Annotated in this window: 16 protein-coding genes; 4 read left to right on the top strand and 12 right to left on the bottom strand. The window is 72.7% G+C overall.

All coding sequences use genetic code 11. From position 1 onward, the window contains the following. Positions 1–53: 53 nt before the first annotated feature. The 4 genes from ACFVX6_RS20640 to ACFVX6_RS20625 form a co-directional block, all read right to left on the bottom strand. Entirely contained in the window at positions 54–1,064 is a 1,011-nt protein-coding gene (locus ACFVX6_RS20640; protein ID WP_389693407.1) for a questin oxidase family protein, read from the bottom strand. A gap of 92 nt (positions 1,065–1,156) precedes the next feature. Continuing rightward, positions 1,157–1,480: a hypothetical protein gene (locus ACFVX6_RS20635; RefSeq protein ID WP_389693405.1), complete on the bottom strand. Its 324-nt coding sequence runs from the start codon at positions 1,478–1,480 to the stop codon at positions 1,157–1,159. A 796-nt stretch (positions 1,481–2,276) separates the two neighbouring features. Further along, positions 2,277–2,657 carry a hypothetical protein gene (locus tag ACFVX6_RS20630; RefSeq protein WP_389693403.1) on the bottom strand — a complete coding sequence of 127 codons (381 nt, stop codon included), beginning with the start codon at positions 2,655–2,657 and terminating at the stop codon, positions 2,277–2,279. A 284-nt stretch (positions 2,658–2,941) separates the two neighbouring features. Continuing rightward, positions 2,942–3,604: a deoxynucleoside kinase gene (locus ACFVX6_RS20625; RefSeq protein ID WP_389693401.1), complete on the bottom strand. Its 663-nt coding sequence runs from the start codon at positions 3,602–3,604 to the stop codon at positions 2,942–2,944. A gap of 335 nt (positions 3,605–3,939) precedes the next feature. Here ACFVX6_RS20625 and ACFVX6_RS20620 point away from each other — a divergent pair, with 335 nt between their 5' ends. Continuing rightward, the gene (locus ACFVX6_RS20620) at positions 3,940–5,370 is read left to right on the top strand and encodes an amidase (RefSeq protein WP_389693399.1); all 1,431 of its coding nucleotides are present in this window, start codon (positions 3,940–3,942) and stop codon (positions 5,368–5,370) included. A 44-nt stretch (positions 5,371–5,414) separates the two neighbouring features. Here ACFVX6_RS20620 and ACFVX6_RS20615 read toward each other — a convergent pair whose 3' ends face one another. From ACFVX6_RS20615 to ACFVX6_RS20605, 3 genes are all read right to left on the bottom strand, one after another. Beyond that, a complete protein-coding gene (locus tag ACFVX6_RS20615; RefSeq protein WP_389693397.1) occupies positions 5,415–7,397 on the bottom strand; it encodes a DUF2264 domain-containing protein in 1,983 nt (660 codons plus the stop codon). Positions 7,398–7,520: 123 nt separating this feature from the next. Then, positions 7,521–8,252 carry a hypothetical protein gene (locus ACFVX6_RS20610; RefSeq protein WP_389693395.1) on the bottom strand — a complete coding sequence of 244 codons (732 nt, stop codon included), beginning with the start codon at positions 8,250–8,252 and terminating at the stop codon, positions 7,521–7,523. Between the two features lie 263 nt (positions 8,253–8,515). Further along, positions 8,516–9,172 (bottom strand): TetR/AcrR family transcriptional regulator, encoded by a 657-nt coding sequence (locus ACFVX6_RS20605; protein WP_389693393.1) that lies wholly within the window; start codon positions 9,170–9,172, stop codon positions 8,516–8,518. A 105-nt stretch (positions 9,173–9,277) separates the two neighbouring features. Between ACFVX6_RS20605 and ACFVX6_RS20600 the strand changes: the two genes are divergently transcribed. Next, complete coding sequence (locus ACFVX6_RS20600; RefSeq protein ID WP_389693391.1) at positions 9,278–10,312, top strand: aldo/keto reductase; 1,035 nt, start codon at positions 9,278–9,280, stop codon at positions 10,310–10,312. A gap of 22 nt (positions 10,313–10,334) precedes the next feature. Here ACFVX6_RS20600 and ACFVX6_RS20595 read toward each other — a convergent pair whose 3' ends face one another. The 5 genes from ACFVX6_RS20595 to ACFVX6_RS20575 form a co-directional block, all read right to left on the bottom strand. Next, complete coding sequence (locus ACFVX6_RS20595; protein ID WP_389693389.1) at positions 10,335–10,595, bottom strand: hypothetical protein; 261 nt, start codon at positions 10,593–10,595, stop codon at positions 10,335–10,337. Further along, positions 10,592–10,897 (bottom strand): DUF6247 family protein, encoded by a 306-nt coding sequence (locus tag ACFVX6_RS20590; RefSeq protein ID WP_389693387.1) that lies wholly within the window; start codon positions 10,895–10,897, stop codon positions 10,592–10,594. The genes ACFVX6_RS20595 and ACFVX6_RS20590 overlap by 4 nt, the downstream gene beginning before the upstream one ends. 103 nt (positions 10,898–11,000) lie before the next feature. After that, positions 11,001–11,636: a hypothetical protein gene (locus ACFVX6_RS20585; protein WP_389693385.1), complete on the bottom strand. Its 636-nt coding sequence runs from the start codon at positions 11,634–11,636 to the stop codon at positions 11,001–11,003. Next, a complete protein-coding gene (locus ACFVX6_RS20580; protein WP_389693384.1) occupies positions 11,633–12,253 on the bottom strand; it encodes a TetR/AcrR family transcriptional regulator in 621 nt (206 codons plus the stop codon). The genes ACFVX6_RS20585 and ACFVX6_RS20580 overlap by 4 nt, the downstream gene beginning before the upstream one ends. Beyond that, positions 12,250–13,302 carry a redoxin domain-containing protein gene (locus tag ACFVX6_RS20575; RefSeq protein WP_389693382.1) on the bottom strand — a complete coding sequence of 351 codons (1,053 nt, stop codon included), beginning with the start codon at positions 13,300–13,302 and terminating at the stop codon, positions 12,250–12,252. The genes ACFVX6_RS20580 and ACFVX6_RS20575 overlap by 4 nt, the downstream gene beginning before the upstream one ends. Positions 13,303–13,415: 113 nt before the next feature. Here ACFVX6_RS20575 and ACFVX6_RS20570 point away from each other — a divergent pair, with 113 nt between their 5' ends. Next, a complete protein-coding gene (locus ACFVX6_RS20570; protein WP_389693380.1) occupies positions 13,416–14,318 on the top strand; it encodes an NAD-dependent protein deacetylase in 903 nt (300 codons plus the stop codon). A 134-nt stretch (positions 14,319–14,452) separates the two neighbouring features. Further along, positions 14,453–14,992, top strand: coding sequence for an EF-hand domain-containing protein (locus ACFVX6_RS20565; protein ID WP_389693378.1), 540 nt, complete (start codon positions 14,453–14,455; stop codon positions 14,990–14,992). Positions 14,993–15,008: the final 16 nt, after the last annotated feature.

The raw sequence follows: 15,008 nt of genomic DNA, 5'->3' as shown, positions 1-15,008 counted from the left end.
GTCAAACTCCCGTCGTCGCCCGAAGGGCGGCCTCGGGAGTTTGACGACAGGCCCTAGCGCAGGGGTTCGCTCAGCTCCATGGAACGCAGGGCTGCCGTGAGGGCTGCTTCGTCGCCGATGTCGAGCGCCGTGTCGGTGAGTTTGATGACGTGTTCGTCGCCGTGTGCCCGGGCCCGTTCGAAGACCTCGTCGGGGGTGAGGATGCCCGGCGGGGTGAACACGACCGGCGTGTCGGGTGCGTACATCGCGGTGACGGCTGCGGAGGCCGTCCAGGCGGCTCGCAGACTGGGTGCCCACAGCGTGGGTGGGAGGGCGGGCAGGGTGCGCAGCACGGCGTTGGGGGCCGTGGCGGCGTGGACCAGCATGACTTCGTCGCCGTGGCCGTGGGTGGCGTAGCGGTGGGTGGCCGCCCGCACCAACTCGACGAGGTGCAGGCGTGCCTGTTCGGGGTCCGTGCTCGTGGCCGCCCACACCGGCAGGCCCGTGACTCGAGCGAGGCGGTCGGGGAAGGTGCCTTGCCGCTCGGCGATGGGCGGCACCGCGTTGAGGGCGGCGGCCGCACTGTTGGCGCCGGGCAGCGCGGCGAGCTCCGCGACGGGGTGGTGGCGGGCGGCCCAGTAGCCGAGGCCGTGGGCGAGTTCGGCCAGACGCGGTTCGTTGCTCTCGCCGGCCAGGAGGGTGCGTACGGCGTGGCCCACTCGGATCAGCGGATGCGTCGAGCCGCCGTACATGCCGGGGAGGAGGCGCGGCCACCACTGCGCCAGCACGTCGCGCCAGGGACGCTCGGCGATCTCGCGCTCGAAGTGGCCGATCCAGTCGGCGGAGCGGCGCGGGTCACCGAGCGCGGCCTGCCAGTTGGCGGCCGTGACCGGCTCGACGCGCGACGGGAACTCCTCCAGCTTTCGCGCGTAGAGATCGAGCCAGCGGTGCACCGATCCCGCCTGCCCGTGAACGGAAAGGGCCTCGACGGCCATCGGCGCGTGATTGGTCAGCCGCCCGAGCCGCTCGGGGCCGGAACCGTGCAATCGCTGAAGCGCCTCATCGAGAATGCCCGTCGTATCCATGACGACGACCGTACGTCGACCACGAGGAACCCGTAACGGTCCGGAGGCCTAGGACCAGGCCTAGGACCAACGGCGTTGGGAGGTGCGGGCCGTCATGCCGGCAGCTGTGCTCGGGGTGCTGCGCCGGTGGTGGTCATGGGGGGTGAGGCGTATTCCAGGGCGGTGGAGAGTTTCTCCAGGGCGGCGAGGAGGAGCACTCCGGCGCGGTGCAGCATGCGGTCCGCCTCGCCTCCGGGGGCCTCGTCGTGCCAGGTGTCGAGTGCGGTGCGCACCGGTTCCCAGGTGGGGACGCGGTGGTCCCGTACCGCACGGTCCGCGTCCTCGGCCGACTGCTGCAGGGCGGCGCCAGGGCGGCCGCCGAGGGGAGCACGGGGCTGCCGGGGCCGGCAGGTGGGCTTCCAAGAGCATGGTGACATGGGCGAATTCGGCGAGGACCTGTTCGGCTCCGGCCTCCGTGGTGCGGGAGAGCCCGCGTTGGGGTACGGGTTCCTTCTCGGCGAGGGCCACGGCGTTGCGCCAGGCGAGGACGGAGACGCGGGCGGACAGGACGGCTTCGCGGGTCTCGCGGGCGCTCTGCCGGGTGGGCTCGGCATAGTGGCGTACGACGGTGGCGGCGTAGCTGAGGTCCGCTTTTCGGTTCTCGCCGGCCCGGCCGCCGTCGTCGCTGCGTGCCGTCTCGGCCACGTCGCGCAGCAGGGCGCGCAGCAGGGTGGCCGACTGCTCGGCCGCGCCGGTGAGTGCGGGGCCGCCCGGGGGGGATCTCGATGGCGGCGAGGGCCTTGGGCGGGAGTTCCGCGGGGCGGCCGCGGCGGATCGCGTCGGCCGCCGTGTCCAGGATCGCGGCCGCCGCGGCGAGCAGTTCGTGGGCCCGGGCGCGGGCGGGGCCGTCCTGGGCGCCGCCGGTGACGGCGGGGTCGGCGGGGTCGGCGGGGTCGGCGAGCGACGCGAGGGCCGGGCGCATCCGCTCGGCCAGGCCCCGAGCGCCGTGCAGCTGGGCCGGGCGGCGGCGCATCGGGCGGGGGCTGAGCGAGGCCGCTTCCCGAGCCCGGGCGAAGGGGCCCGGGGTGAACGGGTCGGCGGGGTCCTCGCACACCCGACGGGCGTAGTCGGCCTCGGCGGCCAGCGTGTCGGCGAGCGCGTCGCGGTGCCGCCCCCAGCGGCGGATGGGGAAGAGCACCACCGGGGCCGCCTGCACGAGTCCGCCGGCGGTCATCAGCGCGGCCTGCCCCAGGGACTGGTGACGGTGGCCGGCAGGGTCACGGTCACCAGCATCACCGCGGCATTGGTCGTGCCGAGGCTGCCCGCGTTGACGCCCAGCGACCAGGCCATGCCTCCCAGGAAGGTCCACAGGGCGACCAGGAGGAGGAAGAGGGGGAGGTGGCCGCCGGTGAGGTGGCTCAGGAAGCTCGTGACGCCGAGGGTCAGCGCGGAGATCATCGGGAGCACGGGGTCGGGCCGCCAACTGCGCTGGAACACCGCGATCCCGCCCAGCAGGGCGCCGAAGGCGGCGCCCGCGGCCGCGGTCCCGCCGAACAGCCACAACGCGACGGATCCCGAGAGTGCCAGGCCCGCCGTCGCGCGCAGGGTGACCACCGGTTCGAGCCTGGTCCGCTCGATGCGCAGGCCGGCGCGAGCGGCGTCCTTCAGTGTGCTCGTCCAGCCCGTGGGGCGAGACTATGTCGCAAACATGGCGATATCGCGGACCGTCGGAGTGCGTGGTCCCGGCGCCGGCGGCCGATCCCGTCGCCGATCCCGTCGCCGGTCGCGGCCGCCGGGAACCGGACCCCGATCATCCCGAACCCCCAGGCGATGGACTGGTCCGGCCCGGCGGCATCGCCCGCCCGGCCGAAGAGGTGCCCGCCATGGTCGCGACGCCGTCAGCCCCGGAGCCGGCCCGCCGCCAGGGCGTCCCTGACCTCGCGCGCCACGCGGGCCGCGTCGTCCGGGTTGTGCACCACATCCGTGTGGTTCATGTCGATGACGAGGACCTCGCTGGCCGAGTAGTGCTTGTTCACCCAGTCGTCATAGCCGGCCCACAGCGTCCGGTAGTACTCGACGAGGCTCTCGTCCTGCTCGAAATCGCGACCCCGCAGCCCGATGCGGTGCAGCACCGTCTCGAAGTCCGCCTTGAGGTACACCATGAGATCGGGCGCCTTGCGGTACGGCAGGCCGTCGATCTCGCGCATCATCTCGCCCAGCAGCCCCTCGTACACCTGCATCTCGAGGGAGCTGATCCGGCCGAGGTCGTGATTGACCTTGGCGAAGTACCAGTCCTCGTAGATGGACCGGTCGAGGACGTTGTCGCCCTGCTTGTACGCCTCCTTGATCGCGGCGAACCGCGTCTGCAGGAAGTACAGCTGGAGGAGGAAGGGGTAGCGCTTCGCCTCGATCTCCTCGGGGCTCGCCGTGTAGAAGAGCGGGAGGATCGGATTGTCTTCCACGCTCTCGTAGAAGACTTCGCTGCCCAGCTCCTTGGCGAGCAGCTCGGCCACGCTGGTCTTGCCGATTCCGATCATGCCTCCGACGCAGATCACTGGCATTCCTCACTTCTCCCTGGGGGTCTTCTGTTCGCGGGCGCGTGGGCCGGGCGCCCCCACCCCACTGAGACGCGTGTCGGCGGTCGCTCGATTCCCCGTGATCTTCGGATCTTCATGATCAGCGTCAATTGGTCCTCGTCCGGGCCTGGGCCTGGACGCAGGACATCCTCCTCGACGAGCCGACCGGCCGTTCCGTAGGTGCCGCGGACAGCGACGAGCCACCGCCCCGCGGCCGCCATGAAGCATAAATGATGTTCGGCCGGAGAAGTCCTCGCGTGTTACTTGGCGGTAGGCAATGATGGCGGGCGACCATCCACACGGCGGAGGCTGAGGCAGCGGTGACGACTTTCGACGAACCGACGATCGTGCACGCGTTCCGGGACGACGCCCTGGGAGAGCACGACGCCGTCGGTCTCGCCGCGGCGATCCGGCGGGGCGAGGTCTCCCCCGCCGAGGCCGCCCGGGACGCCCGGGAGCGGGTGCGGACGGTCGACGCACGACTGGGTGCGGTCCAGGTGCACGTCGACGGCCCGGCGCACCTCGACGGCCCGGCGCACGCCGCCGGAGCGGGCGCCTTCGCCGGGGTACCGACCTTCGTCAAGGACAACACCGACTACCAGGGGCTGCCGACGGGCCACGGCAGCGCCTCCTTCCGGCCGCGGGCCGCCAAGCAGCACGCGCCGTTCACCCGGCAGCTCCTGAGCAGCGGCGTCACGGTGCTGGGCAAGACCCGGCTGCCCGAGTTCGGGTTCAGCCCGACCACGGAGTACGACGGTGCGGAGCCGGTGCGCAACCCCTGGCACACGGACTACTCGGCGGGCGGTTCCTCGGGCGGCAGCGCGGCCTTGGTCGCTGCCGGCGCCGTACCGATCGCGCACGCCAACGACGGCGGTGGCTCGATCCGCATACCCGCGGCCTGCTGCGGACTCGTCGGCCTGAAGCCGAGTCGCGGACGGGTCGTGGCGAGTGCCCTGGGCCGCCAACTGCCGCTCGACATCATCTCCGACGGAGTCGTGAGCCGTTCCGTGCGGGACGCCGCCGCGTTCCTCGCTGCCGCGGAAACGTACCGCCGGAGTCCCGGACTGCCGCCCGTGGGTCTGGTCGAAGGACCCTCGGCGCGACGGTTGCGCATCGGGTTCGTCCTGGACTCGCCGAACGGTGTGCACTCCGACGCCTCCACCCGGGCGGCGGTCAAGGACACCGTGGCGACGCTCGAACGTCTCGGACACACCGTGGAGCCGGTGGAGTTGGGTATGGATCCGAGCTTCACCGACGACTTCCTCACCTACTGGGGGATGCTGTCCTTCCTCCTCGGCGTCACGGGCCGGACCCTCGGCACGGACTTCGACCGGCACCGCATGGACGGCCTCAGCCGGGGGTTGCGCGAGGAGTACGTGCGGAACTGGCGGCGGACGCCCGGCGTACTGCGGCGGTTGAAGCGTACGAAGGAAGCCTACGCGGCGTCCTTCCGCGGGCTCGACCTCGTGATGTCGCCGGTACTCGCGCACACGACGCCGCCGATCGGCCACCTCAGCCCGACCGTTCCCTACGCGAAGCTGATCGAGCGGATCCTCGCGTACGTGGCGTTCACCCCGGTCGACAACGTCGTCGGCACCCCGTCGATCTCGGTGCCCTCCGCGAGCGCGACGCCGGACGGCCTCCCCGTCGGCGTCATGTTCGCCGCGCGCCCCGGCGGTGAGCGGAAGCTGCTGGAGATCGCGTTCGAGCTGGAGGCGGACCGGCCCTTCCGGCGCATCCAGGACCAGTGACGTCGGCACGAGGAGACACGAGGAGAGGGGCGGGGCCTGCGGCCCTACCCGGCGGCGGGCGGCAGGTGCTCCACGCGGAGGGGCTCGAAGGCGATCCGGGTCAGTGACCCGTCCTGGGTCCATCCCACCTCGATGGAACCTCGGTCGGCCGTCACCCCGGTGACCATCTCGGTCATCGGCTCCGGACCGGTTTCGCCGGTGAGCGCGACCAGCGCCGCGTAGAGGCGTGTTCCTCCGCCCTCGGCCGTCAGGCGGGGCACGCTCGCCCACCGTGTGAAGGCGGTCCCGGCCGGCGCCCTCGCCTCGTCCCGCTCCTCCCAGCCGTGCAGCGGGTGGAGCTCCGAACGCAGTGGCTCCTCGGGCCCCGTGGCCCAGCCCGTCTGTTCCACGCGGGCTCCGTACGGAGCTCCGTACACCCGGTGCACGCGCAGTTCGTGCGGGCCGCGGACGAAGGTGACGCTCTCCACGCGCAGGCCCGGGACGGTGGGCGGGCCGTCCGGGAAGACCGGCCGGTGCCAGGATGCGGCCCAGCCCCAGCCGCTGCCCTGGCCGGTACCCAGCGGGTGGATGCGTCGCCGGACACTGCGGGCGCCCGCAACGACGACGGCGAGGTGGTTGTCCGGGGTGTTGGCGCTCGCGGTGGGGCCGCTGCGGGTGGAGTAGGCCTGGCGGGAGTAGAGCGGTTCCTCGTCGCGGGCCGCTTCCGGCTGGTCCGGCCCGACGTGGTCGCTCCCGTGGTTGTGCAGTCGTACGAGCCCGTCGGCGCGGGTGGTCTGGATGAGCAGCCCGGGCGCGGCCAGGGCGAGCACCTGGTCGGGACCTTCGCTGGGTGCGGCTTCCTCCGTCGCCGTCCACAGCGGGTGCGTCGCCGGGGCGAGCAGGCAGACGAAGGCCTTGGAGGCCCAGTACGGCGAGGCCGGACCCGAATAGCGTTGCAAGGTCGCCCCGTGCGGGCCGTGCCAGCCGAGGCCCAGCAGACCGTCGGCGCCGATGGCGCCCCGGTCCAGGAAGTAGCGCAGCGAGCCACTGATCAGGCGCCGCGAGGTGCCGGGGGTGAGCGGGGTGTGGCCTGTGACCGCGCCGAGGCCGACGGCGGTTGCGGCGGCGAAGCGGTAGGTGAGGGAGCGCCCGAAGTGGATCGGCGCCCCGTCCGCCCCGAAGAGGAGGGAGAAGCTGTCCAAGTGGGCCCGCAGGCGGTCGCCGTGCGGGGCCGACCGGTCCGGCACGGCGGGGAGGGGGGCCTTGAGGCGGGCGGGGAGGGGGTCGCCGGGTTGGGCGTCGAGGGGGACGCCGAGTTGGGCGTCGAGGTGGGCGTCGAGGTGGGCGTCGAGCACCGGATACAGGTGCAGCGCCCAGCCGTTGTAGTGGTCGAAGGCCCTGCCGTCGCCGTCGGCGTACCAGCCCTGGCCGCCGTACCAGCCTTCCAGGAGGTCCAGGGCCCGGCTGCGGGCCCTGGCCGTCTCGGCGTCGCCGCGGCCCACGGATTCCAGGAAGCCGGCCACGGTGTACGGGAAGAGGTACCAGTTGTTGGGGCTGGGCACATGGCGCAGGGCTCCGCGCAGCCACTCCTCGGCGCGGTCCTGCACCGCACTGTCGAGGCGGTCCCACAGCCACGGCCGGGTCAGCCGGAGCCCGAGGGCCACCGACGCCGATTCGACCATCGGCTGGCCGCCCGTGTGTACGTCGCGGATGACCGGCCAGGACTCCGCATCGTCGCGGCCCGGCGTCCGGGTGCCCGCCGCCAGCCCGTCCGCGTACCGCTCCAGCCAGCCGTACGGGTCCGCTCCCCCGGCCCCGGACACCCGGAAGGCCGCGGCGAGGAAGGTGCGTGCGTAGCCTTCGAGCCCGTCGGAGCGCACGCCCGAGGCCGACGGCCGTCCCGGCAGGTCGAGCAGGGCCCCGCGCGGCGTGGCCCACCGCCGGGCCGCCCGCAGCAGCCCGTCGGCCACCGCCTCCCAATGCGCGCGGGTGTAGCCGGTGTACGGGCTCGACTCGCGGTCTTCGCGGGGCAGTCCGGGAAGGGTCATGCGGGGATCTTGATCGAACGGCCGCATCGGGTCAAGAGAACGGATCAAGGCCGGTCGAACCGATCGGACGGGGTCGGGCCACGGCGACCGACGGGGCTCGGACCACGGCGATCCGACGGGGGCTCAGGCCGCGGCGTCCCAGGCCGTCGTGAGCCCGTCCAGCCACGCGGGCGGCAGCTCCGCCGCGTCCCACTCCTCCCGCAGCGCCTGCGGCTCGGCGGCGAGCCTCTCGAGTACGGCGATGCTCGTAGCGGAGTGGACGAGCGAGAAGCGGCCGTGCACCGTGATGGCGCTGCCCGCTCCGAACGTGGCGAACAGCCGCCCCAGCCGGGCCCGGTGGTCCGCGGTGAACTCCGTCAGTCGCCCGGCGTACCGGGCGCGCTGCCGCGGGCTCATCGTGGCGAGGACGGCGGTGAGCACCTCCTCGGTCGCCTCCGGATCCAGTTCCGAGACCTCGGTGAACGACAGGTACAGGGGCGTGAGCGCCACCTGCGTCCGTTCCACCTCCATGCGCCTGGCCCGCGGGCGGTGGCCGGCCGCGTCCTCGTCCCCCTCCGGGCTGACCACCCGGAGCAGGGTCCGCTCGGTGACGGCGCCCAGCTCCTCCAGCAGGTCCCCGGCGCCATCGAGCCACCCCGACTCGTACGGCTCGCCCTTGTCCCCCGGCGCACTCCGGTCCCGGCCGCTCAGTTCCTCGTACGCGAGCGCCAGCGCTCCCGCCTCCAGCAGGCCGATCAGTTCGCGCGCGTCATCGGAGGGGACCCCTGCGCGCGCGAGGAGTTGCAGGAGCGTCGTCCTCGCGTTGTCGACGCTGATCTCGTCCGGCCACTGCCGTCCCTCGTCGGCCCCGCTCATCAGATCCTCTCCGTTCTCGGCCACCGCACCGCCCAGCACTTCATTGTGACCGAGCGCCGTCGAGGAGGCCGGACCCAGCGTTCCCCGGTTCGTTCCCGCAGCTGCGGGAACCGGCTTCCTGAGCTGGGACTCTATGCGGCCGTGCGCGGTTGTCGAGCACTTTCCCCACATCAGGCAATCTACCCATAACCTGCCCCGGGCCGCGGCCGACCTGCACTCGGACCGCGGCGCCCGCCTTCACGCGCGCCCGCGCCGGGGAGCCACTACACCTTCCGTACGTACACCCCGGCGCGCGCGGCCGTCGCCGCTGCGGCCGCGGAGCGGTCGGCCTCGGCGTCGTCGAGCGGGAGGGTCGTGGTCAGGAGGCGGTAGTAGAGCGGGGCGGACACCGCACGGATCACCTCGTGCGGGTCGGTACCTCCGGGCACCTCTCCGCGGGCTTCGGCCTCCCGGACGCACTGCGCCCACTCCTCGACGCGCACGGCGTAGAAGCCGTGCAGGGATTCCGCCGCCTTCGGGTCGCAGGTGGCGGCCGCGATCACCGCCTTGAACAGGGCCCCTTGCCGGGGGTCGGCCAGGGTGCGGCACACCAGCCGGGCGTTGGCCGTCAGGTCCCCGAGGAGCGAGCCCGTCTCCGCCCGCGGAACGGACTGTTGCGCCATGTCCAGCAGCAGGTCGGCCATGAGGCCGGCGACGGTGCCCCAGCGGCGGTAGACGGTCGTCTTCCCCACGTCCGCGCGCCGCGCGATGTCGGCGAGGTCCAGGTGCGCGAAACCCCGCTCGGCCAGGACGTCCTCGGCGGCCCGGAGCACCGCCTCCCGCACCCGAGCCGTACGCCCTCCGGGCCGCGCGCTCCCCGGCCCGGCCCCCGGTTCGGCCGGTCCGGCCACCCGGTCCGGCCCTGCTTCGGCGAACTCCATAACGGGACTCCAGTTCCATTAAGTGTGCGGACTTGGTACGCTCGAGCCATCTTAACGGAACCGCAGCCCCATTAGGTGGAGCCGCGGGTGATGAGGGGATGCGTCATGGAGTACAGGCGGCTGGGGACGTCCGGGCTTCTGGTGCCGGAACTGAGCTTCGGAGCGGGCACCTTCGGCGGGCAGGGGCCGCTCTTCGGCGCCTGGGGCGACACCGGCGTGCAGCAGGCGCGCCGCCTCGTGGACATCTGCATCGACGCCGGGGTCACGATGTTCGACACCGCCGACGTCTACTCCGCCGGCGCCTCGGAAGAGGTCCTGGGAGCCGCGCTCAAAGGGCGCCGGGACCAGGTGCTCATCTCCACCAAGGCCGGTCTGCCCATGGGCGACGGCCCGGGCGGGGCGGGGACCTCCCGGTCCCGGCTGATCACGTCCGTCGACGACGCGCTGCGCCGCCTGGACACCGACCACATCGACCTCTTCCAGCTGCACGCCTTCGACGCCGGCACTCCCGTCGAGGAGGTGCTGTCCACCCTGGACGACCTGGTCCGGGCGGGAAAGATCCGCTACACCGGCATCTCCAACTTCTCCGGATGGCAGGCGATGAAGTCCCTCGCCGCGGCCGACCGGCACGGCCGCCCGCGCTACGTCGCCCATCAGGTCCACTACTCCCTCGTCGGCCGCGACTACGAGTGGGAGCTCATGCCCCTCGGACTCGACCAGGGGCTCGGCGCGATCGCCTGGAGCCCGCTCGGCTGGGGCCGGCTCACGGGCCGGATCCGCCGCGGTCAGCCACTGCCGGCCGGGAGCAGGCTGCACGACACCGCCGACTACGGCCCGCCGGTGGAGGAGGAGTACCTCTACCGCGTGGTCGACGCCCTGGACGAGGTCGCCGGGGAGACGGGGAGGGCCGTCCCCCAGATCGCCCTGCGGTGGCTGCTCCAGCGGCCGACCGTGTCCTCCGTCATCATCGGCGCCCGCAACGAGGAGCAGCTGCGCCAGAACCTCGGCGCCGTGGGCTGGACGCTCACCCCCGAGCAGATGGCGAAGCTCGACGCGGCGAGCAGCCGGACGGCCCCCTACCCCTATTTTCCGTACCACCGACAGGAGGGCTTCGCCCGCCTCAACCCTCCGGCGGTCTGAAACGTGCCCCGTGCGCAGGCCTTCAGCCCAGCCACAGGATGTTCAGGACGGACAGGCGGTGCAGGGGCCGGTTGATCCAGTACGTGAGCGACAGCCGGCCGACGGAGGCCAGCCGCACGTCCTGTCCCTCGGGGTCGTCGGGGTTCCACTGGCTGAATCCCCAGGGGTCGGCCACGGCGGCGTCCAGGACGTCCCAGACCGCGATCTCGGCGTCCTCGGGCAGGCTGTCGAGCACCTTTGCGGCCGGCCCGGAGAATCGGATCGCGTACGGCTGTCCGGTCACCGGCGCCTGCTCCGCGGCACGGCCGTCTCCACGAAGGTGCTGTCGTCGTAGCCGGAAGCGACGAACGCGTCGACTTCCGGAGCGGAGGCGAGGCGGGCCTGCCAGATCTGGAGGGTCTCGTACAGCGCACCGAGGGAGAACGTGCCGCGGGACTCCTCCAGCGCGGCGGTCCACTCCCGCTCGAAGGCCGGCACCCACTGCGGGGCCCTACGGTCGGCACGGAGCCGACCGAGGAGTTCGGCCGGGGCTCCCGGAGCGGGGGCGTACGGCGTGACGGTGGCGTGGTCGGGCTGCGCGCTCATCGGCTGTTCCTCCCGGCGGGTCGTACCACCACGGTACGCGTGCGGGGAGGCCCGGGATGCGGGCATGGCCGGATCCCCCGCCGGACGGGCACCTGACGCTCGCTCATGGCGAGCCGTTCGTCAGCAGCAGGTGGAACGTGTGGTTCCGGTGTACGAACGTGGCGGTGTCGGAGCCGCCGCCGTCGAAGTACACCGGCCACAGCGGTTCCTCGTCCGTGTAATAGCAGGTGGAGCGCAGGAAGTCGGGGCTGACGGCGGCGCAGGACCACGCCGGGCCGTCGTCCGCACCGAACAGTTCCCGGGTGAAGGCGCGCACCAGCCCTTCGGCGTCGGCCTCCGGATGGTGGCGGCCGTGGGGACTGAACGCCTCCAGGAGCATCCAGCGCAGCCGCGCCGCGAAGTCCGCAGGTTCGATCGGAGTGAGCGTGGCGCGGAAGCCCGTGCGCAGGAGGGGACGGCCGAAGGGCTCGCCGTCGAGGGTCTCGCCGTCGTACGCGTCGCTCAGGTTGTGCCAGTCGCGGCGTGCGTCGGCGGCGCGCATCAGCTGCTCGAACAGTGGGCTGCGCAGGAAGGCGTGCAGGACGTCCTGGCGGTTTCCGGCCGTGACGGGCACGTCGCAGTCGGCCGTGAGCAGCAGGGTGTTGCTGTTCATCGCGCGGTCCACGGCCGTGAGGAAGGCGTCGACGGCGGGAGGTTCGGGATCGGGCGGCCGCAGCGGCTCGGTGAACTTCGGCGTCACGGCCCGGGTACCTGCAGGAATGCGTCCACTGCGGCCCTGGTGAGCGTCCGGTAGCGGTGCTCCGCCGTGTGGGCCGTGAAGTGGCCGGCGAGTTCCAGCGTGATGGAACCGTGGGCGGCCGCCCAGATGATGTCCGTGACCTCGTCGACGTCCACGTCCGGCCGGAAGACGCCGGTCGCCACGCAGGCTCGTACGGCTTCTCGGAGGACCTCCAGGCTGGCGGCGGCGACCGCGCGGGCCTCGGGAGTGGGGGTGAAGCCGGGGATGAGGCCGGCGAACATGACCTGGTAGAGGTTGCGTTCGGTCAGGGCGTTCTCGCGGTAGGCGCGGCCCAGGTCGGCCAGGTGGGTGGGCGGGTCGGCCGACGGGGGAACGGCCTCCAGACTGCGGCGCAGGCGGTCGAAGCCCTCCTGGTACAGGGCCTCGGCGATGCCGTCCTTCGCGCCGAAGTGGCGGTAGAGGACCGTGGTCGAGCAGCCGGCCGCGGTGGCGATGCGCCGCATGGTCAGGGCGGCCGGGCCCTCCGCGGCGAGGAGCTGGGCGGCCAGGTCGAGGAGGGCGGCGCGCAGCGCTTCCTGGCCTTCGACCTGGGTGCGGGCGTAGAGGTCGCCGCTCATGCCGGCTGCCAGTCACCGAGGGGGCGGTAGATCGGGATGCCCGCTTCGGTGAGCGCGGTGCGCTTGGCGAAGTACTCGTCGCCCATCGGGTCCAGGCCGCGCAGGGGCATGGTTCCGCGCCAGATCGTCAGGTCCTCCGGGGCGAGCTGCTCGGCGCGTGCGAAGTGCGCTTCGGCTTCTGTCGCGCGGCCGCCCCGGTGGAGCCACAGGGCCAGGGCCGCTTCGGTGCGGGCCGACTGCTGGGTGGCCGTGGCGCGGCGGGTGTGCCGGGTGACGTCCTCGTCGGACAGACCGCTGTCGCCGGTGAGGACCCAGCGGTCGAGTGCGGCCAGCGCCGCGCCGGAGTCCAGGCCCGACAGTTCGCGGAACAGGTCGGTCGCGAACTGGGTGTCGTGGGGACGGGCCACCTTCCCCTCTTCGTCGATCCACAGGACGGTCGGGACGTTCAGGACGTCGTAGAGGTCGGACACGACGCCGTCGGTGTCGATCAGTGCGGGGTGGGTCACCGCGGCCTCGGCGATCCACGGCGCGGCGTCGGCGACGCGGCGGTCCACGGCGACGCTGAGGACGCTGAATCCGTGCTCGGCGAGTGCGACGTGGCGGCGCTCCCATTCGGGGAGGTCGTAGCGGCAGCCGCACCACGAGCCCCAGAAGACCAGGGCGACCTTGCGGCCGCGAAGGTCGCTCAGCGCGTGCGGCACACCGTTGACGTCGGGGAGGGTGAAGTCGGGGGCGGTGGCGCCGGCGAGGGCCTGTGAGCGTTCCTGCGCGGAGACTCCGAGGGCGATCACCCCACTGTCGGTCGCCACCGGGCGGTCGAGGATCTCGGCGAACGCCACCGGGTCGAGCAGACCGTGGTGTTCGGCCCGGGCGGCGGCGGAGGCGGGTACGCACAGGTCGCCGCGGCACCATCCGTGCGGCTTGCGGGCCCAGCCGAGGGCCTCTTCGACCGCCTCGGGGGCCAGGAGGAAACGGCCCGACGGGCCCGTCTGTGCGGCTACGACGGTTTCCCTGCCGTCGTCCAGGATCGTGACGTGCGCGCTGTCCATGACAACCCCCGCTACCCTCGCGAAAAAACCTCGTGATGGGAAAATAACATCGTTATCGCCTGCACGGCAAGGCCATCGGGGCGGCGGCTCGGGGGCTTCCGTACGCTGGCGGCATGCGTACGCGTCCCACTTTGAGCTGGACCCCGACCGCGGATCTGCCTCCCGGCACCACGGACCCGGGGCCGGTCGCCGACGCGCTGCGGGCCGGCGGGGTGCTGGTGCTCAGCGGGGCCGGGATGTCCACGGAGTCGGGCATCCCCGACTACCGGGGTGAGCGCGGCAGCCTGCGCAGGCACACGCCCATGACCTACCAGGAGTTCACGGCCAGCGCTCAGGCCCGGCGCCGGTACTGGGCGCGCGGCCACCTCGGCTGGCGCACGTTCGGGCGCGCCGCGCCCAACGCCGGACACCGGGCCGTCGCGGCCTTCGGGCGAGCCGGGATCCTCGCGGGCGTGATCACCCAGAACGTCGACGGATTGCACCAGGCCGCCGGCAGCGAGGGGGTGGTGGAACTCCACGGAAGCCTGAACCGGATCGTCTGCCTCTCCTGTGGCGCCCTCAGCACCCGGCAGGAACTCGCCCGGCGAATGGAGGAGGCCAACACGGGCTTCGAGCCGACGCCCGCCGCACTGAACCCGGACGGCGACGCCGACCTCACCGACGACCAGGTCCGCGACTTCCGCCCGGCGCCCTGCGCGGCGTGCGGCGGCATCCTCAAACCGGACGTGGTGTTCTTCGGCGAGAGCGTGCCGCCGGAGCGGGTCGGCCACTGCCGCGAACTGGTCGACGCGGCCACCTCGCTGCTGGTCCTGGGCTCCTCGCTGACGGTGATGTCCGGGCTCCGGTTCGTCCGTCAGGCGGCCCGGGCCGGGAAGCCCGTACTGATCGTCAACCGGGACCCGACCCGCGGCGACCGCCACGCCGTCACCCGGGTCGCACTCCCGCTGGGAACGACCCTCACCGCCCTGGCCGACGGACTGGGCGTCCCCCTCGACGACCAGGCCGCGCACCCCTGAGGGGGACCGTTCGCCCACATGTGCCCGTGGAGGCGGGGGCGCGCCTCGACCTAGAGTTACGCGCTGTCCGTCACGGGTCGGGCAAGTCCGCGGCGGTGGTGGGTGGTTCGGTTCCGCGACGAGGGAGGCCGGTCATGGCCAGCGCGTTTCAGGAGCGAAAGCTCAGGGGGATCTTCACCGCGTTCGACGCGGACGGCGACGGCTACCTGCGCGAGGAGGACTTCGCGGCACTCGTCGACCGCTGGAGCAGGCTCCCCGGAGTGGGCCCCGGGACGGAGCTGCGCGTACGCATGGAGGCGCTGCTGATGGGCTGGTGGGCGGCCCTGCTCGAAGCGGGGGACGCGAACGGGGACGGTGCGGTCGACATGGGTGAGCTGCTCTCCCTCGTCGACAGGCTGCCCGCGATGGTCGCGGAGGTCACCGCGACCGCCGACACCGTGTTCGCGGCCGTGGATTCCAACGGCGACGGCCGGATCTCGCCGGAGGAACACCACCGGCTCGTCGAGACCTGGAACGGGCAGCCCGTGGACATGACGGGCATCTTCGAACTGCTCGACCTGAACGGCGACGGGCACCTCAGCCGCGAGGAATTCGCCCTGCTGTGGCAGCAGTTCTGGATGAGCGACGACCCGGCGGAACCGGGCAACTGGCTCTGCGGCCGGTTCCCCGACTAGGCCGGCTCTTTCGGAG

This window comes from Streptomyces sp. NPDC058289 (genome assembly GCF_042880975.1).
GTDB classification, from domain to species: domain Bacteria; phylum Actinomycetota; class Actinomycetes; order Streptomycetales; family Streptomycetaceae; genus Streptomyces; species Streptomyces stoeckheimensis.
The sequence above is the reverse complement of the archived record's forward strand: the minus strand, read 5'-3'. Positions and strand labels throughout refer to the sequence as shown.